This window comes from Rhodococcus sp. 4CII (assembly GCF_014256275.1).
In the GTDB taxonomy this organism is placed as follows: domain Bacteria; phylum Actinomycetota; class Actinomycetes; order Mycobacteriales; family Mycobacteriaceae; genus Rhodococcus_F; species Rhodococcus_F wratislaviensis_A.
On record NZ_JACCFE010000002.1, the window covers coordinates 4,252,306 to 4,274,417 of the forward strand.

The window sequence follows — 22,112 nt, forward strand, 5'->3', positions numbered from 1 at the left end:
CTCAGTACGGCAACGAGGAGCACTGGGGGTTCGCGATGACGGACTTGCCCTCACAGAACACAATGTTCGGGTTGTCGTCGAAGCGTTCGGCGCGGTCGCGGTCGCGGGTGTCGCGGTCCGACGGCGAGACATGTGCGATGCCCGAATCCGATGTGGTGGGCATGGCCGTCGCGACTCCGGCTGCGCCGGTGACGGAGATTGCGACTGCGGCGAACATCAGGCCGGCGCGGATGGCGGTATGACGAAACATGCTGAGTCCTCGTTGGTGTGTGATCGAGTGTTACTTGGTCACACCAACACTGCCGTCCCGCGAGCGGTGCCGACAGCCACCCCAGGGTGCTCAGAACCCACCCTGTCGCTCGAAAGAAGTCGTGGGCGGCGAAGCGCGGATCCGGGAGTCCGCGATCAGTGCTTGAACGAGTTCTTGATCTTTCGTCCCGCCTGCTTGATCTTGTCGCCGACCTGTTTTGCGTTGCCCTTCGCCTCCTGTGCGCGACCCTCGGCCTCCATGCGTTCGTTGCCGAGTGCCTTGCCGACGTTCTTCTTGGCGGTGCCCTCGGCGGTCTCGGCCTTGTGCCGGATCTTCTTCCCGATGCTCATGGCGATGCGTCTCGTCTCTCGAGTGCCAAGCCGGGTCCAGGCTGGACGGCGGGCTCGTGGCAGAAACCGTGCTGCGGGGTTGCACTCATCAGTGAACGCCGCACGGCCAGAACGTGTCAACAGACGCTCGTAGGCAGCCCGATCAGTCAGCGCAGGGCGGCACGCTCTGCTCGAAGCTGAACACGTTGTCCGGGTCGTAGGTGGTCTTGACCCGGCGCAGCCGCTCTCGGTGCGGGCCGTAGTACTCGCGCTCCCAGTCCGCGGCGGCGGCGTTGGGCACGTTGACGTAGGCGCCGTCGCCGTAGGGGCGCAGGGCACGCCAGAAGTCGGCCGCCCAGCCCAGAGCTGTCGCATTCAGGGCGGGATCGCTCCAGGCGGCGCCCGGTTCGCAGTAGAACAAGGCGTTCCGGTGCGGGAACGCCGACCCACCGGGTGGGTCGTCCCGCACGGCTCCGCCGAAGCTCGAGCAGAAGAAGTTGCTCGCGCCGCTGGGCGTGTTGTCCATGAAGCGGACGACCAGATCGATCGCCTCATCGGGGAACGGGCGGGTGACGAACTGTGAGTAGAACTTCCAGAAGGGAACGTCGTTCGGGCCCCGGTCGACCTGCCCGTAGACGGTCGGCCACGCGTCCTCGACGACGCTCACCTCGGGGTCGCCGATCGCCAGCAGCGCACGTAGTTGGTCTTCCAACTCGCCGCGGGTGCCGCCGTACAACACGGCGGAGAGTTCGACCGCGGTGGAATCCGCCTCGACCGCACTGGTCAGCCGCTCGTCGGCGACCGGGGCGTCACGCTGCCACGTGCGCAGCAGTGCGCCGAGGTCGCCGTGCCCGGTCCAGCGGGCGACGAGAAACGTGACGTCGGACAGCTCGTGCAGCTTCAGCGTGTACGACGTCGCGATCCCGAAGTTGCCGCCGCCACCCCCGCGGCACGCCCACAGCAGGTCGGGGTTGGTGTGCTCGGTGGCATCCACGATCTTCGCCGAGTGCTCGCCGTCGGCCACCACGACTTCGGCGGCGAGCAGGTTGTCGCTCGCCAAACCGAAGCTGCGGGTGAGTAACCCGAAGCCGCCGCCGAGCACCACACCGCCGAGACCGACGCCGCCTTCCGAGCCGGTCGGAATCACGAAGCCGCGCTGCCCGAGTGCCGCGACCGTCTCCGCCTGAGTGAGTCCCGTCCCGACCGTCGCAGTGCGCGCGTCCGGGTCGATGGTGAGGTTCTTCATTCGGCTGACGTCGATGACGAGGCCGCCGTCGATCGAGGACCAGCCCTCGAGACTGTGGCGGCCACTGCGGGCCCGCAGGGCGATGCCCTCCCGTCGCGCCCAGGCGACCGCGTTGACCACGTCCTGGTTGTCGCAGCAGAAGACGATGGCGTCGGGATAGCGGGAATGCAGGCGGTTCCAGCCGATCCGCGCCGATTCGTAGCGGGGGTCTCCCACCCGCACCACGTCGCCGGTCAGTGTGGCGGGGACGGGTCTCGCCTCCGGGTCAGTGTGAGAAGACATCGGCGTCTCCGGGTTCGGTGTCCAGGACCTCACGTTGGAAGAACCACAGGTAGCCGAAGTAGAGCCCGCCCAGCAGGAGCAGGCCGACCGCGATCAGGATCGAGGTCAGGGCCTCCGGTGGTGACACGATCACGAACAGGACGACCGCAGACCACACCAGTGCTCCGATCGCGACCGGCCATTCGAACCGTCCGAGATCGAACGCGTCCTCCTGGTGACCGAGTCGTCTGCGGACCGCGAGATAGAGGACGATGATCCCGCCGTAGAGGACCGCCGAGATGACCGTTCCCACCGTGAGCAACTCCAGGAGTGCGCCACCGGGAAGCGTTGCCATCAGGACGACCCCGACGGCGACGATCAGGATGGTCGCCGGAATCGGTGTCTGGGTGCGCGGGTTGACCCGGCGCATCAGCCGGTACGCCGGGAACCGTGCGTCGCGCGACATCGCGAACACCATCCGTGAGCAGGTGGCCAGGGTGACCATGCCGGCGCCGAAGAAGGCGAACGCGATGGCGATCAGCAGCAGGTGCTCCATCACCGGACCCAGCTGGTCGCGCAGGATCGCCGCCACCGGGGTGTCGCTGGCGCTGATCCGCGGAATGTCCTTGATCGCGACGGTGAGCGCGATGAGGAACACCAGTCCCAGCACCGCCGCAGCCACGACCGATCCCACGATCGCGCGCGGGACGCTGCGGAAGGGGTCTTTGGCTTCCTCGGCCATGTTCGCGGCGGAATCGAAACCGACGAGCGTGGCGAGTCCCATGATCATCGCGGCCATCAATCCGCCGCCGATGGCGAAGTAGTCGGGCGCGCCATCGGTGATGCCGCGCGAGGTGAGGTTGCCGATCGAGCCGTTGCCGGTGACTGCCACCGCGACGAACAGCCCGATCGCCAGCACCACCACGATCACCAGTTCGAGCCCCACCGCGCCCGACGTGATCAAACCGACGAGGCGGGTGGAGAACACGACGAGGACCGCCTGGACGAGCACGACGACGAGCGTGATCATGCGGGCGGTGTCCTCGTCCGGCTGCATGCCGAACAGCGGCATGAGCGCGGAGCTTGCCATCGCGTTGTCGACCGTGACCACCCCGAGCGCCAGGTAGCAGAAGGTCAGCCAGCCGAACACCCAGCCGATCTTCGGGTTGGCCAGCCGGGAGGCCCATTGGTAGGAGGAGCCGCTCAGGGGGATGCGGGCCGCGAATTGCGCGATCACCAGCGCCACCAGGGTTTGGCCGACGGCCACGACCACCCAGAGCCAGATCCCCACCGGCCCGGAGTCTCGCAGGACGTCGTCGTAGGTGCCGAAGATCCCGACCGCGACGGAGATGAACGCGAACGAGATCGCGAACACCTGAAACGAGCCCAGTGTGCGTTTCAGCTCCGGTGCGTAACCGCAGTCGCGGCATTCCTGATCGGCGGTCTGCGTGGGCATCGGTTTTTCCGCCGTCATCTCGGCCGCCTCACGTTCAATCGGGAACTGCGGGAGTTGGTGCATCGCGGGAAGGGCAACCACCGAAAGCAGATCCGTTCCGCGATCAGAGCGAGTGGTCTGTTTCATTGTTACTCGCCGCCGGTACCGATGTCAGCAATGATTCGGCCGCCTAACTACTCCCACGTCGGCGCGGCCGCGGGGTTATGTGCAGCAGTTCGGGTCGAGGACGAGTCGCAGAGCGTCGAGGGCGTCGCTGCGGGCCCGGTAATAGACGTTCATGCCGCGGCGGGTCGGTTCGACCATTCCGGCCTTCTTCAACTGGCCGAGGTGATGGCTGACGGTGGATTCGGACAGGCCGACACCGGTGGCGAGATCGCACGTGCAGACCTCGCCGTCGTCGGTGGTGAGCAGGATCGACATCAGCTTGATCCGCACCGGGTCGGCCAGCGCCTTGAGTCGCAACGCGACCTGCAGGGCGGCGTCGTCGTCCATCGGCGCGGCGGACACCGGCGCGCAGCAGATCGGGGCGCTGACATCGACCACGGGCAGTGTCTTCGGCATGAGGGCAAGTCTACCCAACCTTCTTGACTTATGTCGAAAAGGTGGGATGCTGAAGTCGTCCAGAAATTCGACATATGTCACACACGTCGGAGGTTGTCATGTCTCGCACCCAACTCGCCCTCAACGTCGACAACGTGGAGGACGCGGTCGCGTTCTACTCGAAACTGTTCGATACCCAACCGGCGAAACTGAAACCGGGCTACGCGAACTTCGCGATCGCCGATCCGCCGCTGAAGTTGGTGCTGATCGAGAACCCCGGTTCGGGGGGCACCCTCAACCATCTGGGGGTGGAGGTCGAATCCTCGGAGAAGGTGCACGCGGAGATCGCCCGCCTGTCCGGCGAGGGACTGCTCACCGAGGAGGAGATCGGCACGACTTGTTGCTTCGCCACCCAGGACAAGGTGTGGGTGACCGGCCCGGCCGGGGAGAAGTGGGAGGTCTACACCGTCCTGGCCGACTCGGACACCTTCGGCCGCAGCCCAGGCCATCTCGACGCGAAGCCCGAGGCCGCCACGTGCTGCGGCACCTCCGTCGCGCCCGAGGTCAGGAGTGGGCGGGGGTGAGTTCGGCGATCAAGGCTTCGACCTCGACGCGAATCCGGTCGCGGATCGGGCGGACCGCGTCGAGGCCCTTGCCCGCCGGGTCGTCGAGAGCCCAATCCCGGTAACTGACGCCGGGGAAGACGGGGCAGGCGTCTCCGCAGCCCATGGTGATGACGACGTCGGAGGTTTCGACGGCGTCCGGGGTGAGGATCTTCGGGGATTGCTGCGCGATGTCGATCCCGATCTCGGCCATCGCCGCCACGGCGGCCGGATTGATCCGGTCGGCCGGAGCGGATCCGGCGGAGCGGACCTCGATCCGATCGCCGGCGAGGTGGTGGAGGAACGCGGCGGCCATCTGGGAACGGCCGGCGTTGTGCACGCAGACGAACAGCACGCTGGGCGTGTCGGTCACGGGGTGGGCACCTTTCCTGAGGTGAAGCGGCCTCGCAGGGCGAGCGACACGTAGACCAGTCCGACCAGCACGGGGACCTCGATCAGCGGGCCCACCACACCCGCCAGGGCCTGGCCGGAGGTGGCACCGTAGGTGGCGATCGCGACGGCGATGGCCAGTTCGAAGTTGTTGCCCGCCGCGGTGAACGCCAAGGTCGTGGTCCGCTCGTACCCCAAGCCCGTGGCGGCGCCGAGCAGGTAGCCGCCGCCCCACATGATCGCGAAGTACGCCAGCAACGGGATCGCGATCCGCACCACGTCGAGCGGCCGAGAGGTGATCTGCTCGCCCTGCAGGGCGAAGAGGATCACGATCGTGAACAGCAACCCGTACAGCGCCCACGGCCCGATTCGCGGAATCAGCTTGGTCTCGTACCAGGTTCGGCCCTTGGCCTTTTCACCGATTCGGCGCGTCAGGTAGCCGGCGAGCAGCGGGATGCCCAGGAAGATCAGCACCGACTTCGCGATCTGCCCAGGGGAGGTGTCGATGGTGGTCTGCTCGAGCCCCAGCCAGCCGGGCAGCGCATCGAGGTAGAACCAGCCCAGGACGGCGAACATGAGCACCTGGAACACCGAGTTGATCGCGACCAGCACGGCCGCGGCCTCCCGGTCACCGCACGCGAGGTCGTTCCAGATGATGACCATGGCGATGCAGCGGGCCAGGCCGACGATGATCAGACCGGTGCGGTATTCGGGAAGATCCGGCAGCAGCAACCAGGCCAGGGCGAACATCAGCGCCGGGCCCAGCACCCAGTTCAAGGCCAGGGATCCGATCAGGAGGCGGCGGTCGCCGGTCACCGAATCGAGGCGGTCGTAGCGGACCTTCGCCAGCACCGGATACATCATGATCAGCAGGCCCACGGCGATCGGCAGGGAGATTCCGCCGATCTCCACCGCCGACAGGGCGCCACTGAGTCCGGGGATCGTCCGGCCCAGCAGCAGACCGGCGACCATGGCGACGCCGATCCAGACCGGCAGGAACCGATCCAGCGTGGAGAGCTTCCCGACGACGGCCGGGTGGTGTGCGGTGGTGGTCTCGCTCACGCCGGCACCTCGGCGCAGGACTCGGAGGGAACCGTCGGACCGGTCTCGGTGAGCAGCACCGACGAGAGCTGCTGCAACGCAGAGGGAATCACCCAGTAGTAGACCCAGGTGCCACGCCGTTCGCAGTCGAGCAGCCCGGCCTCCCGGAGCACCTTCAGGTGGTGCGAGATCGTCGGCTGCGACAGATCGAAGGACGGCGAGATGTCGCATACGCACGCTTCACCACCCGGGTGTGAGGCGATGAGCGACAGCAGTCGCAACCGGATCGGGTCGCCGAGCGCCTTGAACATCCGGGCCAGATCGCCGGCCCAGTTCTCGGACAGCGGTTCGCGCGCCAGGGGCGAGCAACACGGTTCGGTGCCCGCCGCCGGGCTCTGATTCGACATGCGTCGATATTGACAGATGTCGAATCAGGCCGCAATGCGCCGGACGGCGACCCCCGCACCGCGCGTGCGATCAGCGGCGGAGGCCCGCGTCCAGCATGCGGACCAACTCCCCGACCCGTCCGCCGCCACCCGGTGCCGCCGGGAAGCGTTCGAGCACGTCGACGACGAGCGGGTTCGCACGACGTATCGCTTGCTCGACCCGTTCGGCGCCGACCGTCCGATCGTCACCGGCGACGAGCTCGGCTGCTCTGGCCGCATGTGCACCCGCTCCGAGAATGTGCTTGACCTGGGTGGCCTTGGCCAGCGGATGCAGGTAGGCGGCGCCCGCCGCGGACATCGCGGCCCAAGCCGCCTCGCGCGCAGCCGCGGTGCGCGTGCCCTTGGCCGCCGACAGCGCCGCCCACGCGGTGTCCCGCAGAGATTTCCCACGTTCGCCACCCCGCGCGAACTCCCGGGCAGCACCGATCGCCTCTCGCGGCCGCGAGTCGTCCGGTTGATCGGCTTCGAATATCTCGAGCACCACCTCCGCGCAACCCGCGGCGAACGCAGCGACCTCACGAAGCTCCTGCATACTCAGAACGATCTCGCTCACGTCGCCCGCCATGCTCCTATCTTCGACCAGAGGGGCGGAATATCTCCGAGGGCGGTACTGTTGTACGCGTCGACGGTGTCGGACATACCCCGGGTACCACATTAAATTCGTCGCCGAGAGCGACCACTTGCCGAGAGGCGATATGACGGCACCGTCGCAGAGAAGCCGCCGGCACCATCAGGTGCCGGCGGTTTTTTCTGCCCAGGACCTCACCCGACAGGCTCGAAACCGGCCAGCATCTGCTCGAGTGCGGCCTGGTCGGGCCCGATGAAGGGGTCCGACTTCGGTGCCTCGGCGAGCATGTCCAGGAACTCGGCCGTGTGTCCGTCCGCCGGAGGGAGATGGGTGCTGAGGATCCATCGCGGGTCGAGCGTTCGGAGCCCGGCAACGGTCTGCAGGAACTTCGCCTCGTCCACCAGGTGCACCCAGGGACTGTCGACGGTGGCCCACAGATGTTGCGCGGCACGGATGGCGCCGGGCGCGCAATACCCGACATCGTCGGCGGAGGCGAGTTCGGCGGTCTCCATCGGCGCCCCGAAGCAATCCGAGGAGAAGCAGGCCTCACTCCGGTCGTCGTAGAAGCCGACGGTGCTGGGATTGTCGAACAGCGGCGGACGCAAGGCGGTCAGCGTCCGATCGCCGACGTCGAGGGATTGGCCCGGATTGAGCAGGTAGACCCGGCCCATGGGGACGGGCCGTGCGCACGACAGGATGCCGACGCCCGCGAAGGTCGTGATAAGGCGGGCGCGCGGCGCCGCGTCGATCAGATCGAACAGTGCGCCGGTGTGATCGCGGTCCGGATGTGTCAGCCAGATCCACTCGACGTCCGCGGGGTCGAGCACCGATCCCAGCGCATCCATGAAGCCGCGCCCGGGCAAGCTGAGTCCGGTGTCGACGACGACAGGTTCGGCGGCGTGGAGAACATACGCGTTCACCGGTAGGTGCCCGATCCCCGGCACCTCCAGTTCGTCGGCGAGTACCGTGATGTCGCGTCGGATTTTGTTGATACGCATGACATTGCCTTTCGCTCCTCGTGGCTGTCGCAGTCTGGATTGTCGCCGACGTTACGAGCGGTGGAGCAGTCGCACCATTCCACAATTGTGGTATTTCGGCCGCCGATCCGCGCTCGTACGATTGACTCGTGAGCGTGGATTCCGCGCAATGCGCGGCAGAGAAGGTCGCACAATTGTGCGCCGCCCCACGAGGCCTGGTCTCGCTGTGGCGAGAGGCGTCGGACGTCGTCGCCGGGGTCGTCCCGTACTACTGGACGCCGTGCTGGTTCACCCTGGACCCCGTGTCCTTGCTGATGACCAGTCACTATCACTTCGGCATGGACGAATTTCCCGGGGAGTGGCTGGCCGCCGAGTACTACGAGGACGACGTCCAGACCGTCCCCGACGTGATGCGGTCCGCCAAAGGTATTTCCACGTTGCACGAAGCCGCGCAGGGTGATCCGTCGGAAAGCCCGCGATGGCGCCGGAACCGGACACTCGGCGGCGACCAGGAGTTGATCGCACGGTTACGCACGCGTTCGGGAGAGACGTGGGGAGCGCTGAGTCTCTATCGCGACGACGGGATGCCGATGTTCTCGGAAACCGAGAAGTCGTTCGTGCACGAGATCGCGCCGGTCCTCGCGGGCGGTGCCCGCCGTGCGCTGCTGTACGGACAGGCCGAGGAACCGGAATATGCAGATTCGCCGGGTCTGCTCGTCCTCGACGAGAACTGGAACATCGAATCCGCGACCCCCGGGGTCGACCGGTGGATGATGGATCTGCCGGGTGGCGACTGGGATCGGGGTGAATTGCCTGCGGCGGTGATCACTCTCGCCGGTCGGGTGTTGCGTTGTGTGGAAGACCGCGATCGGCTGGGCGACGTGGCCATCTCCCGGGTGCTGTCGCAGTCGGGTGCGTGGTTGGTGCTGCACGGCGCGTGCCTCGCGTCGACGGGCACGCGGCGCATCGCTGTGATCGTGGAGCCGGCACATCCGAGTCGGCTGTATCCGCTGCTGATGTCGGCCTACGGGCTGACCGAGCGCGAGAAGGAGGTCACGTCGAGGGTGTTGCAGGGGGCGTCGACGTCGCAGATCTCCGCTGAGCTGCACGTGTCGGCGCATACCGTGCAGCAACACCTGAAAAGCATCTTCGACAAGACCGGTGTGCACAGCCGACGTGACCTGGTCGGCAAGGTGTTCTTCCAGCATTACGAACCGCGGTTCCGCGACAACGAGAAGAGGACCGCCGCGGGCAGACCTGTCCGGGGCGGTCCCTGGCCGCCGCCGAGCAGTGAACCCGGGTAGACCGGTTGCACCGGCCACCCGGGCACACGATGACGGTCGGCCGATACGGACGGATTCCGATGCGGCCGAAGTCGGGAGCGGGCGTCTACTGTTCCTTCTTCAGGCGGGCGGCCAGCATGGCCTTGCCCAGATCGCCACCCTTGCGGCTCACGGCTTGGGCGCGGCGGAAGAAGTCGGCGAGCTCGGCGTCGCCGTCCATGTCGGCATCCGAGATGTAGCCCTCGAGACGCAGGGCGTTGCTCAGTGACGCTTCGACGAACCAGATCAGGTTGTAGTCCTTGTCCCGAATACCCGTCACCGAACGTGCATCTTGTTCACTCATCAGTGCGTCCTTCCCGAGAAACGGCCGACTGTCTTGTGGTTCCTGCCTACCCGTGTGGTTGCATGGTAGAACGTGAGGCGCGCCGGGCTCAGGCGAATGCCCAGTTCATCAGGACGACGTACAGCGCCGTCCCGGCGACGATGGAAAGCACCGCGTTCTTGCGCCACAGGTGCACCGCGGCCGTCGCCGCCACCGCGATCAGTTCGGGGATCCCGTGTGCCGGCGCGGTGACGGACACGTCCTTCAGCGAATACGCCACCAGGATGAGCATGATCCCGGCCGGCATGTAGACGCCCAGATAGCCGACGAGCGCGGACGAGCGCAGCGGCATGACGATCGCGAAGGGAACGGCGCGCAGGGCGAACGTGACGACCGCCATGATCGCGACGGCCGCGAGGACGTACCCGGTGTCAGGCATCGGCGGACACCTTCCTCCGGGACAGGAAATACCTGACGATGAGCAGACTTACGAAGGCACCCATGGCAATCGGCAGCATGTGGTCCGGGTCGGCGAGTCGCGCGATCAGCGCGCACGTCACGGCCATCGCGGGAACCGCGTAACCGCTCTGAGCCCGGATCGCCTCGATGGACAGCACGACGAACAGCGCGGTCAGCGCGAAGTCGAGACCGACGATGTTGTCCGGAATCCATTGCGCCGCAGTGGCTCCGAGTATCGCGCCGCCGATCCAGTAGGCGTGGAGATACAACTGCGAGTACACGATGACCCGGCCGGACATCGACTTCCGGTCGCCGGTGACCGACATGGCATACGCCTCGTCGGTCAGCGCGAACATGCTGTAGAAGCGGGCGAGCCCGCCCTTGACCCTGTCGAGGGGGAAGCTCAACGCGTAGAACACGTGCCGAAAGTTGACCAGCAGTGCGGTCAGTGCGATGTACGGGAGCGGCGTCATCGCGGCCACCATGCCGACCGCGACGAACTCGAGAGACCCGGCATAGATCAGCGAGGTGAAGACCATCGCCCACCAGGGGTTGAGACCCTGTTGGACGACGAGCACGCCGAGGGCGATTCCCAGTGGGATGAGCCCGATTCCGACGGGGAGCGACGCCTGCAGGGCGCGGCGCCATTCCGGGGTGTGCCGGGGGTCGGAGTCGACGGCGGTGGCCGTCGGGAGGGTTGCTGGATCGATCACCACGCAAATCTATAGCAATCATCGCGGTGCGCGATTGCGGGCAAATGCCGGATGGCGGCCTCATGCGCAATAATAGTGCGGTGGATGCTATCGATGAAGCAATTTTGGACCACCTCCGTGCAGATGCCAGTCTGACCAATACGGAATTGGCGGATCTGGTGGGGCTGACGCCGTCACCGTGCCTGCGCCGGGTCAAGAAGCTCGAGGCGGACGGGATCATCACCGGCTATCGCGCCATCGTCAGTCAGGAAGCGCTCGATCGGGGCTTCCAGGTGATCGTCACGGCCGAGATCGGCGTCAACGACCAGGCAACGATCGAGCAGTTCGAGTCGCGGGTGGCCGCCTTCGACGAGGTGATCGAATGCCGGCGGCTGTTCGGGATCCCCGACTACTTCATCCGCGTCGCGGTCCGCGACCTCGCGACGTACGAGAACTTCATGGCCACCAAGCTGAGCGGGCTTCCGGCGGTCTCGCGGGTCACCTCGCTGATCACGATGAAGACGATCAAGAGCGTCGATTGAGCGGGGGCGGGCCTGCCGTCGCGCGCTGTGACGCCGCGCACCCGGCGTCCGCGAGGGTAAAGAGTCCTTTACTATGGGTGATTCATCCTCCGCATACAGAGAGAGCCATGACCAGCGCCTCGCGCCCCCGAAGACCCAGCCCGCCCCGGCGTGACCCCCGCGGCACCCGACGCACGTCGCGGGTGACCGCACGATGACCCTCCTGAGCATCTTCTTCGGCGTCGTCGTCGTATTGCTCATCACGGCCCTGACCGGCTACTTCGTCGCCCAGGAATTCGCGTACATGTCGGTCGACCGCTCGCGGCTCAAAGCCCGGGCCGAGGCGGGAGACGCCGGGGCGGCCCGCGCCCTCGCCGTCACTCGCCGCACGTCGTTCATGCTGTCCGGTGCCCAGCTCGGCATCACCGTCACCGGCCTGCTCGTCGGTTACGTCGCCGAACCCCTGATCGGCCGCGGCCTCGGGGAACTCCTCGGCGGTGTCGGCATCCCGACCGCTGTCGGGATCGGCATCGGCGCCGTCCTCGCCGTGCTGTTCTCCACCTTCGTCCAGATGCTGTTCGGGGAGCTCTTCCCGAAGAACCTGGCGATCGCCCGGCCCGAGCCGGTGGCCCGCGGGCTCGCGCTCTCGACCACCCTCTATCTAAAACTCTTCGGCTGGTTGATTCGGCTGTTCGACCAGTCGTCGAATCTGCTGCTGCGGGTACTGCGGATCGAGCCGGTCCACGACGTGGAGCATTCGGCGACCCCGCGCGACCTCGAACACATCGTCGCCGAATCGCGCGACGCCGGCGAGCTGCCGCAGGAGTTGTCCACCCTGCTCGACCGAATCCTCGACTTCCCCACCCGTACCGCGGGACATGCGATGATCCCGCGCGCCCACGTCGACACCGTTCACGCCGACGAACCCCTGAGCAGCGTTCTCGCGAAGATGGGCGCCGGCCACACCCGCTATCCCGTGGTCGGGACGTCCACCGACGACCTCCGCGGCGTCATCCACCTGCACGACCTGCTCGGCGAGCAGGCACACGGTGCCGCCGGTACACGGGCCCGCGCGGCCGTCGTCGTGCCGACGTCGCTGCCCCTGCCCGACGTGCTGACGAACCTGACGGCGGCGGGCGACGAGATGGCCCTCGTCGTCGACGAGTACGGCGGGTTCGCCGGTGTCGTCACGATCGAGGACCTCGCCGAGGAACTCGTCGGTGAGATCGCCGACGAACACGACCCCGAACTCGACGTCGCGGTGACGGGCTCGGCGTCCGACGGCTGGGTCATGCCGGGAGATCTGCACATCGACGAGGCCGAACGGATAGTCGGCCACGACCTGCCGTCCGGTGACTTCGAGACACTCGCGGGCGCCGTCATCGCGGAGTTCGGCGCTCTCCCCGCCGCGGGGGATGTCGTGACGATCCGGCTGAATCCGGATCCGGCCGACCTGATCGACGACGCAGATCCGCCCGTCCGCAGCCTCGACGTCGAGGTTCGGGCGGTCGACAAGCACGTTCCGTCCTCGCTGTTCGTGAGGCTCCGCGTATTGGAAAGTGAATCCGCCGATGAGTAATCCGTGGATCGTCGTGGTGGTCACCGTCGGGCTGATCGCGGCCAGCGCGTTCTTCGTGGCGATCGAGTTCGCCCTGATCGCCGCTCGCCGGCACCGGCTCGAGGATGCGGCGCCCACCAGCCGGGCGGCCCGCGCCGCTCTGCGCAGTGCCTCGGAATTGTCGGTGCTGCTCGCCGGATCGCAGCTGGGCATCACCGTCTGCACCCTCGCGCTCGGCGCCGTCACGAAGCCGGCCGTACATCACTGGCTGACCCCGGCGTTCGCGGGCTGGGGTGCGCCGCTGTGGCTGGCGGACGTGCTCGGATTCGTGATCGCCCTGATCATCGTCACGTTCCTGCACCTCGTCGTCGGCGAGATGGCCCCGAAGTCGTGGGCGATCGCGCACCCGGAGAAGTCGGCGACACTGCTGGCGATCCCGATGCGCGGATTCATGTGGGCCACCCGTCCCCTGCTGGTGGTCCTGAACCGCATGGCCAACCGGTGCCTGCGGACGTTCGGCGTGGAACCGGTCGATCAGGTGGGAGGAGGACAGGACCCGGACGCGCTGCGTCACCTCGTCGCGCACTCGGCGACCGTCGGCACACTCGACGAGCGCTACCACGGGCAGCTGACGAGCGCCCTGGAACTCGAATCGCTCGCCGTGCGAGACATGGTGCGGCCGAACACGTCGCCGAGCAGTGTCGCCCCGGACGCCACCGCGGTGGCGATCAGGGCGGCCGCGGACCGCAGCGGCCACCTCCGACTGCTCGTCCGCGACGACGGCGGGATCCGCGGGGTGGTGCACGTCCGGGACAGCCTGCAGGCCGGCGGAGGCGTCACCGCCGCCGACCTGATGCGCCCGGTGCTGACGCTCGACGCGGGCGCCGCGGTGTACGAGGCGCTGCACGTCATGCGCGAGACCCGCAGTCACCTGGCCGTCGTCACCGACGACGAACAGCTGATCGGCGTCGTCACGCTGACGGACGTCCTCGCCCGCCTGCACCCGGCGACCGGGGTCTCCGCCTGACCCGTCGAACGGTACCCTCGCCGGGGTGAATTCACGGTTGGATGTGGTCGCGCGGGTGCGCGGCTCCTTCGTGGGTTCACTGTCCGGGGCGGTCAGCATCGCCGCCCACGGTGCCGCCGGGGGTGGCATGCCGCCGAGCTCCTCGGCCTCAGCTTGCGCGCGTTCGTTGGCGTGGATGTCGCGGTCGGTGCCGTCGACCCGCTTCTTCAGCCGAGCCAGTCCGGACCGGGCCCGTTGGCTTCTTCGAAGATCAGCCACGTCTTGGTCGCCTGCACGCCCTCGAGACTCTGCAGACGCTCGAGGACGACGTGGCGCAGCGCGCTGTTGTCCGGTGCACGGACGAGGACGAGAACGTCGAAATCGCCACCCAACAGCGAGAAGTGCTCGACGAAGGGCAGTGTCCGGAGTTGGGTGGAGATCCCGCGCCACGAGTCCTGCCTGATCGACAGGGCGATGAATGCGGAGGATCCGAGGCCGGCCTTCGAGTGGGAGATCCGGGTGGTGAACCCTTCGATGATCCCCGCGTCCTGCAACCGCTCGATGCGGACGTAGGCGTGCGCCCGGGAAATGTGGGCCTTCTCCGCCAACGCTCGCATCGAGATGCGGCTGTCGGCGACGAGTTCCTTGATGATGCGGCGGTCGATCACGTCGAGTCGATACGTGTCTTCCGTGTCGTCTGCCATCTGTCCATCCCGCTGTGGTCGCTCGCACTCCGGAGAGACATTCTGCTCCCGGCAGGCCGAGTCTAGACCAATCGTCTCCATTTCCCGTTTGTCATTGTCTATCCGTCATCCAGTTGCGAGCATTGGCGAACACAATGCATCTGGAGGTAGACGTGACGCTCGTAGAGCCGCCCCTGGCGACGCCGTATCGGAAGTTCCTTCCCGCCGAGACCGCGGTGCAGTATCTGGACGCGGCGGGCGAGCTCACCGGGAGCGAGGCACGGTACCCGAGGCCGAGCGACGACCGCCTGGTCGAGATGTATCGGAACATGGTGCTGGGCAGGCGCTTCGACCAGCAGGCGACGGCCCTGACGAAGCAGGGGCGGCTGGCCGTCTACCCGTCGTCGCGGGGGCAGGAGGCCTGCCAGATCGCGGCGGCGATGAGCTTGCGGCCCTCGGACTGGATGTTCCCGACCTATCGCGACTCGGTGGCGCTCGCCGCCCGCGGCATCGACCCGGTGGAGATCTTGAGCATGCTCGCCGGCAACTGGCACTGCGGCTACGATCCCGCCCGCCACCGCAGTGCGCCGCAGTGCACTCCGCTCGCGACCCAACTCCTGCACGCGACCGGTGTCGCCTACGGCGAGAACCGCAAGGGCCGGGACACCATTGCCCTGGCGTTCTGCGGCGACGGCGCGACCAGCGAGGGCGACTTCCACGAGGCCCTCAACTTCGCGGCCGTGTTCAAGGCCCCGGTGGTTTTTCTGGTGCAGAACAACGGTTTCGCGATCAGCGTGCCGCTCGCCCGGCAGAGCGTCGCCCCCACGCTGGCGCACAAGGGAGTCGGCTACGGAATCGGCAGCGAACAGGTGGACGGCAACGACCCGGTGGCCATGCTGGCCGTGATGGACGAGGCCGCGGCATTCGTCCGCGCCGGCAACGGTCCGGTCATCGTCGAGGCCCACACGTATCGGATCGATGCGCACACCAACGCCGACGACGCCACCCGCTACCGCGATTCCGCCGAGGTCGAGCATTGGCTCGGGCGCGACCCGCTGGCCCGGCTCGACAAGTACCTGCGGGGCGGCGGATTTCACGACGACGCGTCCGCGGCCGCCCTCACGGCGGAGGCCGAGAGCGCGGCCGCCGAACTGCGGGCGGGCATGAACGTCGACCGCGTCGCCGACCCGGCGGATCTGTTCCGGTACGTCTTCGCCGAGCAGACACCGCAACTTCGAGAGCAGCAAGCACAGGTCGAAGCCGAACTGGCCGCCGAGTCCGAGGAGAACTGACACCGTGCCCACGATCACCATGGCCCAGGCCCTGAACACCGCGTTGCGCGACGCGCTCGCCGCGGACGAGAACGTCGTCGTCTTCGGAGAAGACGTCGGCACACTCGGCGGCGTCTTCCGGGTCACCGACGGACTCACCCGCGACTTCGGCGACGACCGCTGCTTCGACACCCCGCTCGCCGAATCCGGCATCATCGGCTTCGCGATCGGCATGGCGATGTCCGGGTTCCGGCCGGTCGTCGAAATGCAGTTCGACGCGTTCGCGTATCCGGCTTTCGAGCAGATCGTCTCCCACGTCGCGAAGATCCGGAACCGCACCAAGGGTGCGTTGTCGGTGCCGATCGTCATCCGCATCCCGTTCGCGGGCGGCATCGGCGGGGTCGAGCATCACTGCGATTCCAGCGAGGGCTACTACGCCCACACCCCGGGTCTGAAGGTGGTGGCCCCGTCCACCGTCGAGGACGCCTACACCCTGCTGCGGGCGGCGATCGACGACCCGGACCCGGTGATCTTCCTCGAACCCAAACGCCTGTACTTCTCGCGTGCCGACGTCGACCTCGCGGTGGGCGCGCCGATCGGGCAGGCCGCGGTTCGTCGTCCCGGCCGGGACGCGACCCTCGTCGCGTACGGGCCGTCGGTGAACGTCGCGCTCGAATCGGCCGCGGCCGCCGCCGCGGAGGGCCACGATGTCGAGGTGATCGACCTGCGGTCGATCGTGCCCTTCGACGACGAGACGGTGATGGCCTCGGTCCGGAAGACCGGACGCTGCATCGTCATTCAGGAGGCCCAGGGTTTCGCCGGGGTCGGCGCCGAGATCGCCGCCCGCGTCCAGGAACGCTGTTTCCATCACCTGCACGCCCCGGTGTTGCGGGTCAGCGGATTCGACATCCCGTACCCGGCGCCGAAGCTCGAACGCCTGCACCTGCCGAGCGTCGATCGCGTCCTCGACAGCGTCGACCGGTTGCAGTGGAACGATTCCGCCGACACCCGCTGGGCGGTGACCGCATGAGCGACCAGGTATTTCTGCTTCCCGACCTCGGCGAGGGCCTGATCGAGGCCGACATCGCGGAGTGGAAAGTGAAGGTCGGCGACACCGTCACCATCGACCAGGTGGTCGTCGAGGTCGAGACCGCGAAGGCCGCCGTCGAGGTGCCGATTCCCTTCGAGGGCACCGTGATCTCCCTGCACGGCGACGAAGGCTCGACGCTCGAGGTGGGCACACCCCTGATCACCGTACAGAGTTCCGGGTCGGGCAACGTGCTCATCGGCTACGGCACCAGCGAGGACACCCGGCAGCGTCGCCGGCGTGTGCGGCGACCCGAGGTCACGCCTGCATCGAAGTCAACGGGCGGCGTGCGCGTGATCTCGCCGATCGTACGAAAACTGGCCCGGGACAATGACATCGACCTGACCGCCCTGTCCGCCACCGGACCCGGCGGTGTCGTCACCCGCGCCGACGTCGAACGGACCCTTACGGCGACCCCCGCCGACCGGACCGCCGACACACAGCGGATTCCGATCACTGGACTGCGCAAGGCGGTCGCCGAGAAGCTGTCGACGAGCCGCCGGGAAATCCCCGACGCGACCACGTGGGTGGACGTCGACGCCACCGGTCTCCTCGCGGCGCGCCGGGCGATCAACCAGACCCTCGGCGACGACGCCGGGGTGAGCCTGATGGCGCTGCTCGCGCGCCTGGCGCTCGCCGCTCTGACGCAATACCCCGAACTGAACTCGACCGTCGACACCGCACGCAACGAGATCATCCGTTACAACCATGTGCACCTGGGCATCGCGGCGCAGACTCCGCGCGGACTGGTCGTCCCGGTGGTCGAACACGCCGATCGGCTCACGACCGTCGAACTGGCCCGACAGCTGCAGGACACCACGGATCGCGCCCGCGAGGGCACCCTCCCGCCGGCGCGACTGTCGGGCGGCACGTTCACCCTCAACAACTACGGCGTGTTCGGGGTGGACGGGTCCACTCCGATCATCAACCACCCCGAGGCCGCGATCCTCGGTGTCGGCCGCATCATCGACAAACCCTGGGTCGTCGACGGACAACTGGCGGTCCGGAAGGTTGCTCAGGTGTCACTGAGTTTCGATCACCGCGTCTGCGACGGCGGCGTCGCCGGCGGATTCCTCCGGTTGTTCGCCGACTACCTCGAGAACCCGATCGCCGTCCTGGGGAGGCTGTAGATGACCGAGAACCACAGCGACGTCCTGATTCTCGGGGGTGGCTCCGGTGGCTACGCCTGCGCGTTCCGCGCCGCGCAACTCGGACTGTCGGTCACGCTGATCGAGGCCGACGAGGTCGGTGGAACGTGCCTGCACCGGGGCTGCATCCCCACCAAGGCGCTGCTCCATTGCGCCGAGGTCGCCGACACCGCCCGCGCCGGGGCGGAATTCGGCGTGCGCACGACATTCGACGGTATCGACCTCGAGGCGGTGCACGCGTACAAGAACGACACGATCGAGCGGTTGTACCGGGGACTGCAGGGCCTCGTCGCGCACCACCGGATCACCCTCGTGTCCGCGCACGGACGGTATGTCGGCGAGCGGACGATCGAGGCGGACGGTGTCCGCTACACGGGGACGTCCGTGGTGCTGGCCACCGGGTCGTACGCCCGCACGGTGCCGTCCATCGAACTCGGTGACCGCATCGTGACCAGCGACGACGCCCTCGATCTCGGGTTCGTCCCCAAGACGGCCGTGGTTCTCGGCGGCGGCGTGATCGGGGTCGAGTTCGCGAGCGTCTGGGCATCGTTCGGCGCCGACGTGACGGTCGTCGAGGCGCTGCCCCGCCTGGTCGCGGCGGAGGATCCGTGGTGCTCGAAACAACTCGAGCGGGCCTTCCGCAAGCGCGGCATCTCCGTCCGCAAAGGTGTGCAGGTCGAGTCGGCGAAGGAATCCGCGGACGGCGTCCTCGTCGAACTGGGCAGCGGCGAGACGGTCGAATCGGAGGTCCTGCTCATTGCCGTGGGGCGCGGGCCCCGCACCGCCGACAGCGGATTCGCCGACCACGGAATCGCCCTCGACCGTGGCTTCGTCGTCGCCGACGAGCGTCTGCGCACCGGCGTCGACGGCGTGTATGCCGTCGGGGACGTGGTAGCCGGACTTCAGTTGGCGCACCGCGGTTTCCAGCACGGTGTCTTCGTTGCGGAGGAGATCGCCGGTCTCGCCCCCGTTCCCGTGGCGGAGCACCTCGTTCCGCGGGTGACGTACTCGCACCCCGAGGTGGCGTCCGTCGGGTACACCGAGGACGCCGCCCGTGACCGGTACGGCGACGTGACGTCCCTCGTCTACGACCTCGTGGGCAACGGCAAGAGTCAGATCCTGAAGACCGCCGGCGGAATCAAGGTGGTGCGCGCCGGCGACACCGGCCCCGTCGTCGGGGTGCACATGGTCGGCGACCGCGTCGGTGAACTCATCGGCGAAGCGCAACTCACGGTCGCATGGGAGGCCCTGCCCTCCGACGTCGCGCGCTTCGTCCACGCACATCCCACGCAGAACGAGGCACTGGGCGAAGCGATGCTCGCGTTGTCTGGGAAGCCGCTGCACACGCACGGTTGACGAATACTGTCTGATGCGGAGCAGTTTCCCCACACAATCTGGAGGACGTCGCACACTCAGCTCAGCGGGCACACGCTGCGGGTGTCCTCGACGAGTTGCTCGGCCAGCGTGACGGCTGCGGTCAGTTCTTCCGGTGTCGTTCCGAGCCGGCCGAGGACGGCGTGCGCGCGAACGGTGAAGTCGGCGGGGGCGTTCGGGAGCGCACCGGCCTCGGCGACCGCGCCCTTCTCGTTGATCAACCAGCGTCGGGCATGCGCGTGGAGGGCGTGGGCGCACAGGCACAGTGCGCGAAACAGGCAACCCGCGACGTACGTCGCATCGGCGCGGGAGATCGCCTTGCGGGCCAGCACGGTGACGAACTCCGCCTCCCACAGTCGCCCCACGAGCGCGTCGCGCAGCGGGTCCGGGTAGTGCCGCACCTCGGCGCGGAGGGCCGCGAGTCGTCCGGACGGGTCGGCGAGAATCACCGCCGGCGCGAGTTCGCCCGGGTACGCGATGTCGGCGAATCCGAACGGGTGACCGGTCTGAGCGTGAAACCCGTACACACCCTGCTGCGTGTCCTGCCACACCGCGATCACCCGATCGAGGTCGCGGTACAGCCAGTCGACCGCGGTGCCGTCGATCGACAGCCACGCCCCGCCGTCGACCCACGGTCCCCACTCTCCGGTGCGCGTCGCCGACGCCCCGGCACCCGCGCATTCCTGCGCGAGGCCGGTCAGCGCGTCGGTGTCGAGAATGCCGCGGTAGTAGATGCCCACGTCGTAGTCGGAGTCCGTCGTGTGCGTTCCCCGGGCGCGGCTGCCACCGAGGGTGACACCGACGACCCCGTCTACGAGACACAACCGCTCGGCGAGTGGTCGCAACACCACATTTTCGAACTCCACCCCCACATCGTCCACCTCGGCCGCGCGCAGCGGATAAGTTCGGTTCATGCTCATCGTGGGACCGACCGTGATCGGCGCACGCGACGTGGGGCGTGCCACCGAATTCTGGACCGCGGCGCTCGGGTTGACCGCGCTCCCGCCGGTCGGCGCCAACGACTTCACCAACCTGACGCGGCCCGACGGCCGACTGCTGCTGGCCATCCAGCAAAGTGACCACGACGCGGAACCGGAGCCACGGCTGCACCTCGACCTCTATGCCCGGGACGGCGACGATCAGGCCGCGGAGGTCGAGCGACTGATCGGTCTCGGCGCGCAGCGGGTGCCGTGGGACCGATACCCCGAGAACGCCGACTTCGTGGTGCTCGCCGACACCGAGGGCAACCGGTTCTGCGTCATCGACAACGCTCGCGCGCCGGACCAGTGCCGGCTCCAGATGCCCTGACGCCGAGGGTGACGGCGTCGACGGCTAAGCAGCGTCCGCGTACTGGGCGGGACGCGGCAGCATGGGCCTGCAGACGGCGCGGGGGATGCCGCACACCTCGAAGAAGTCGATGACGATCGACCGGACCTGAGCGGAGACGACCGCGGAGGAGAAACCCGCCGAGACGTCCTGCTGCGGAAGTGCGCGCGCGAATCGTTCGAGTTCGTTGCCGATCTGGATCTCGTTGGGCTTCGTCGTCGGGGTCGCGAGGATCATCTGGCGCATCCGGTCGGCGATGGTCGCGAGTTCGGACACGGCCTCGGCCAGTTTCGGGTCGATCTGCTCGCCGTCGTACGTGGCGATGAGGGCGCGCCGCACGAGGACTCGGGTGTTGCGGGCGGCATTGTCGATCGGGTCCGCGATCGATCCCAGCCGGCCGATCCGGCGACGGGCCCGCCAGTGGATCGGCGACATTCGCGCCACCTCGGATCCGGAGCGGAGTTCGACGCGCATGCTGTCGATGGTCGACTGCGTCGAACGGGCAAGGGCGAGAGCATCCTCCAGTGCGGAGATGTCGCCGGCCGCCAGCCCCTTCGACGTCTGCCGGAGGGCGGCGCCGACGCTGTCCAGCACGGCCGCGGCGCACCGGCGTGTCCGGCGCACGGGATCGGTGGGTAGCACGGACAGCGCCACGAGACTGAGCGCACCTCCGATCAGCGCGTCCACGACGCGGTCGAACGGGTGTGCGGCGGTCGCGGACGCCATCGCCGCGACCAGCGCCGCCGACGACCCCGCCTGCAGGACGATCACGGAACCACCGTCGAGGAGCACGGCCAGCGACATGGCCACCGCCACCACGAGGCAGATCTGCCACGGACCGTTGCCGATGTACCGCACGACGACGTCCGACACGATCGTTCCGATGGTGACACCGGCGATCAGTTCACCGGCCCGGCGGCTGCGGGCGCCCCGCGCAACGCTCAGGCACACGACCGCCGCCAACGGGGCCAGCAGCGGTTGCTCGTGACCGGCCACTTCGACCGCCACCCACCACGCCGCCCCGGCGGTGACCGCCGTCTGCGCGATCGGCACCAGGTACCCGGCGAACCGCAGCAACGCGGCGCGCACGGCGGGCACCGCGGTGGCGCCTGCCTGTCGGAGGGACGTGAGCATCGAAATGAGCTGGAGCACAGTGGTACGGCTTTCTGAACGGTCACACGTGGGCAGGAGCACAATCTCGTAACGCCTGCCGGGACCGGACGGCGCCGGTGGACAAGCCTTCGCAAAGCTTGTCGTGAATTTCTTACGGTCGTGT

General features: G+C 67.8%; 26 protein-coding genes. 10 read left to right on the forward strand and 16 right to left on the reverse strand.

What is annotated here, in order from left to right; translation table 11 throughout:
- Position 1 precedes the first annotated feature (1 nt).
- The 5 genes from H0B43_RS20460 to H0B43_RS20480 all read right to left on the reverse strand — a co-directional run bounded on the left by H0B43_RS20460 (position 2) and on the right by H0B43_RS20480 (position 4,103).
- Entirely contained in the window at positions 2-250 is a 249-nt protein-coding gene (locus tag H0B43_RS20460) for a hypothetical protein (protein ID WP_185726282.1), read from the reverse strand.
- 155 nt (positions 251-405) lie between these two features.
- A complete protein-coding gene (locus H0B43_RS20465) occupies positions 406-600 on the reverse strand; it encodes a CsbD family protein (protein ID WP_185726281.1) in 195 nt (64 codons plus the stop codon).
- A gap of 142 nt (positions 601-742) precedes the next feature.
- Entirely contained in the window at positions 743-2,107 is a 1,365-nt protein-coding gene (locus H0B43_RS20470) for an FAD-binding oxidoreductase (RefSeq protein WP_185726280.1), read from the reverse strand.
- Positions 2,091-3,542, reverse strand: coding sequence for an APC family permease (locus H0B43_RS20475; protein WP_397517456.1), 1,452 nt, complete (start codon positions 3,540-3,542; stop codon positions 2,091-2,093). Before H0B43_RS20475 ends, H0B43_RS20470 begins: the two co-directional genes overlap by 17 nt.
- A gap of 201 nt (positions 3,543-3,743) precedes the next feature.
- Positions 3,744-4,103, reverse strand: a complete 360-nt coding sequence (locus tag H0B43_RS20480) for an Rv2640c family ArsR-like transcriptional regulator (RefSeq protein WP_185726278.1) — start codon at positions 4,101-4,103, stop codon at positions 3,744-3,746.
- A 98-nt stretch (positions 4,104-4,201) separates the two neighbouring features.
- On the opposite strand from H0B43_RS20480, the gene H0B43_RS20485 reads away from it, so the two are divergent.
- Complete coding sequence (locus H0B43_RS20485) at positions 4,202-4,666, forward strand: ArsI/CadI family heavy metal resistance metalloenzyme (RefSeq protein ID WP_185726277.1); 465 nt, start codon at positions 4,202-4,204, stop codon at positions 4,664-4,666.
- Here H0B43_RS20485 and H0B43_RS20490 read toward each other — a convergent pair.
- From H0B43_RS20490 to H0B43_RS20510, 5 genes are all read right to left on the reverse strand, one after another.
- Complete coding sequence (locus tag H0B43_RS20490; protein WP_185726276.1) at positions 4,647-5,057, reverse strand: arsenate reductase ArsC; 411 nt, start codon at positions 5,055-5,057, stop codon at positions 4,647-4,649. The genes H0B43_RS20485 and H0B43_RS20490 overlap by 20 nt on opposite strands.
- Positions 5,054-6,136, reverse strand: coding sequence for an ACR3 family arsenite efflux transporter (gene arsB, locus H0B43_RS20495; RefSeq protein WP_185726275.1), 1,083 nt, complete (start codon positions 6,134-6,136; stop codon positions 5,054-5,056). Before arsB ends, H0B43_RS20490 begins: the two co-directional genes overlap by 4 nt.
- On the reverse strand, positions 6,133-6,522 hold the full coding sequence (locus H0B43_RS20500; RefSeq protein WP_185726274.1) for a helix-turn-helix transcriptional regulator: 390 nt from the start codon (positions 6,520-6,522) through the stop codon (positions 6,133-6,135). Before H0B43_RS20500 ends, arsB begins: the two co-directional genes overlap by 4 nt.
- A gap of 70 nt (positions 6,523-6,592) precedes the next feature.
- On the reverse strand, positions 6,593-7,126 hold the full coding sequence (locus tag H0B43_RS20505; RefSeq protein ID WP_185726273.1) for a putative immunity protein: 534 nt from the start codon (positions 7,124-7,126) through the stop codon (positions 6,593-6,595).
- Positions 7,127-7,323: 197 nt separating this feature from the next.
- Positions 7,324-8,127 carry an MBL fold metallo-hydrolase gene (locus H0B43_RS20510; protein ID WP_185726272.1) on the reverse strand — a complete coding sequence of 268 codons (804 nt, stop codon included), beginning with the start codon at positions 8,125-8,127 and terminating at the stop codon, positions 7,324-7,326.
- A gap of 128 nt (positions 8,128-8,255) precedes the next feature.
- Here H0B43_RS20510 and H0B43_RS20515 point away from each other — a divergent pair, with 128 nt between their 5' ends.
- On the forward strand, positions 8,256-9,410 hold the full coding sequence (locus tag H0B43_RS20515; protein WP_185726271.1) for a LuxR C-terminal-related transcriptional regulator: 1,155 nt from the start codon (positions 8,256-8,258) through the stop codon (positions 9,408-9,410).
- Between the two features lie 85 nt (positions 9,411-9,495).
- Here the strand turns inward: H0B43_RS20515 and H0B43_RS20520 are convergent, their stop codons facing one another.
- The 3 genes from H0B43_RS20520 to H0B43_RS20530 form a co-directional block, all read right to left on the reverse strand.
- Entirely contained in the window at positions 9,496-9,732 is a 237-nt protein-coding gene (locus tag H0B43_RS20520; RefSeq protein ID WP_037242822.1) for a hypothetical protein, read from the reverse strand.
- An 88-nt stretch (positions 9,733-9,820) separates the two neighbouring features.
- Positions 9,821-10,150 (reverse strand): branched-chain amino acid transporter permease, encoded by a 330-nt coding sequence (locus H0B43_RS20525; protein ID WP_185726270.1) that lies wholly within the window; start codon positions 10,148-10,150, stop codon positions 9,821-9,823.
- On the reverse strand, positions 10,143-10,886 hold the full coding sequence (locus H0B43_RS20530; protein WP_185726269.1) for an AzlC family ABC transporter permease: 744 nt from the start codon (positions 10,884-10,886) through the stop codon (positions 10,143-10,145). The genes H0B43_RS20525 and H0B43_RS20530 overlap by 8 nt, the downstream gene beginning before the upstream one ends.
- A gap of 77 nt (positions 10,887-10,963) precedes the next feature.
- Between H0B43_RS20530 and H0B43_RS20535 the strand changes: the two genes are divergently transcribed.
- The 3 genes from H0B43_RS20535 (at position 10,964) to H0B43_RS20545 (ending at position 13,968) form a co-directional block, all read left to right on the forward strand.
- The gene (locus tag H0B43_RS20535) at positions 10,964-11,404 is read left to right on the forward strand and encodes an Lrp/AsnC family transcriptional regulator (protein WP_073361703.1); all 441 of its coding nucleotides are present in this window, start codon (positions 10,964-10,966) and stop codon (positions 11,402-11,404) included.
- 193 nt (positions 11,405-11,597) lie between these two features.
- Entirely contained in the window at positions 11,598-12,962 is a 1,365-nt protein-coding gene (locus H0B43_RS20540; RefSeq protein ID WP_185726268.1) for a hemolysin family protein, read from the forward strand.
- The gene (locus H0B43_RS20545) at positions 12,955-13,968 is read left to right on the forward strand and encodes a CNNM domain-containing protein (protein ID WP_185726267.1); all 1,014 of its coding nucleotides are present in this window, start codon (positions 12,955-12,957) and stop codon (positions 13,966-13,968) included. Before H0B43_RS20540 ends, H0B43_RS20545 begins: the two co-directional genes overlap by 8 nt.
- Before the next feature lie 206 nt (positions 13,969-14,174).
- Here H0B43_RS20545 and H0B43_RS20550 read toward each other — a convergent pair whose 3' ends face one another.
- Complete coding sequence (locus H0B43_RS20550) at positions 14,175-14,651, reverse strand: Lrp/AsnC family transcriptional regulator (protein WP_185726266.1); 477 nt, start codon at positions 14,649-14,651, stop codon at positions 14,175-14,177.
- A 134-nt stretch (positions 14,652-14,785) separates the two neighbouring features.
- Between H0B43_RS20550 and pdhA the strand changes: the two genes are divergently transcribed.
- The 4 genes from pdhA to lpdA are packed head-to-tail and all read left to right on the forward strand — an operon-like array spanning position 14,786 to position 19,492.
- A complete protein-coding gene (gene pdhA, locus H0B43_RS20555; RefSeq protein WP_185726265.1) occupies positions 14,786-15,922 on the forward strand; it encodes a pyruvate dehydrogenase (acetyl-transferring) E1 component subunit alpha in 1,137 nt (378 codons plus the stop codon).
- 4 nt (positions 15,923-15,926) lie between these two features.
- On the forward strand, positions 15,927-16,931 hold the full coding sequence (locus H0B43_RS20560) for an alpha-ketoacid dehydrogenase subunit beta (protein WP_185726264.1): 1,005 nt from the start codon (positions 15,927-15,929) through the stop codon (positions 16,929-16,931).
- Positions 16,928-18,118 carry a dihydrolipoamide acetyltransferase family protein gene (locus tag H0B43_RS20565; protein WP_185726263.1) on the forward strand — a complete coding sequence of 397 codons (1,191 nt, stop codon included), beginning with the start codon at positions 16,928-16,930 and terminating at the stop codon, positions 18,116-18,118. The genes H0B43_RS20560 and H0B43_RS20565 overlap by 4 nt, the downstream gene beginning before the upstream one ends.
- Entirely contained in the window at positions 18,119-19,492 is a 1,374-nt protein-coding gene (gene lpdA, locus H0B43_RS20570; protein ID WP_185726262.1) for a dihydrolipoyl dehydrogenase, read from the forward strand.
- Between the two features lie 56 nt (positions 19,493-19,548).
- Here lpdA and H0B43_RS20575 read toward each other — a convergent pair whose 3' ends face one another.
- Positions 19,549-20,424: a nucleotidyltransferase domain-containing protein gene (locus H0B43_RS20575; RefSeq protein WP_185726261.1), complete on the reverse strand. Its 876-nt coding sequence runs from the start codon at positions 20,422-20,424 to the stop codon at positions 19,549-19,551.
- On the opposite strand from H0B43_RS20575, the gene H0B43_RS20580 reads away from it, so the two are divergent.
- Positions 20,423-20,818 carry a VOC family protein gene (locus H0B43_RS20580; RefSeq protein WP_185726260.1) on the forward strand — a complete coding sequence of 132 codons (396 nt, stop codon included), beginning with the start codon at positions 20,423-20,425 and terminating at the stop codon, positions 20,816-20,818. The two genes, H0B43_RS20575 and H0B43_RS20580, sit on opposite strands and share 2 nt — an antisense overlap.
- A gap of 24 nt (positions 20,819-20,842) precedes the next feature.
- On the opposite strand, the gene H0B43_RS20585 is transcribed toward H0B43_RS20580, so the two are convergent.
- Positions 20,843-21,988 carry an aromatic acid exporter family protein gene (locus H0B43_RS20585; protein WP_185726259.1) on the reverse strand — a complete coding sequence of 382 codons (1,146 nt, stop codon included), beginning with the start codon at positions 21,986-21,988 and terminating at the stop codon, positions 20,843-20,845.
- Between the last annotated feature and the right edge of the window lie 124 nt (positions 21,989-22,112).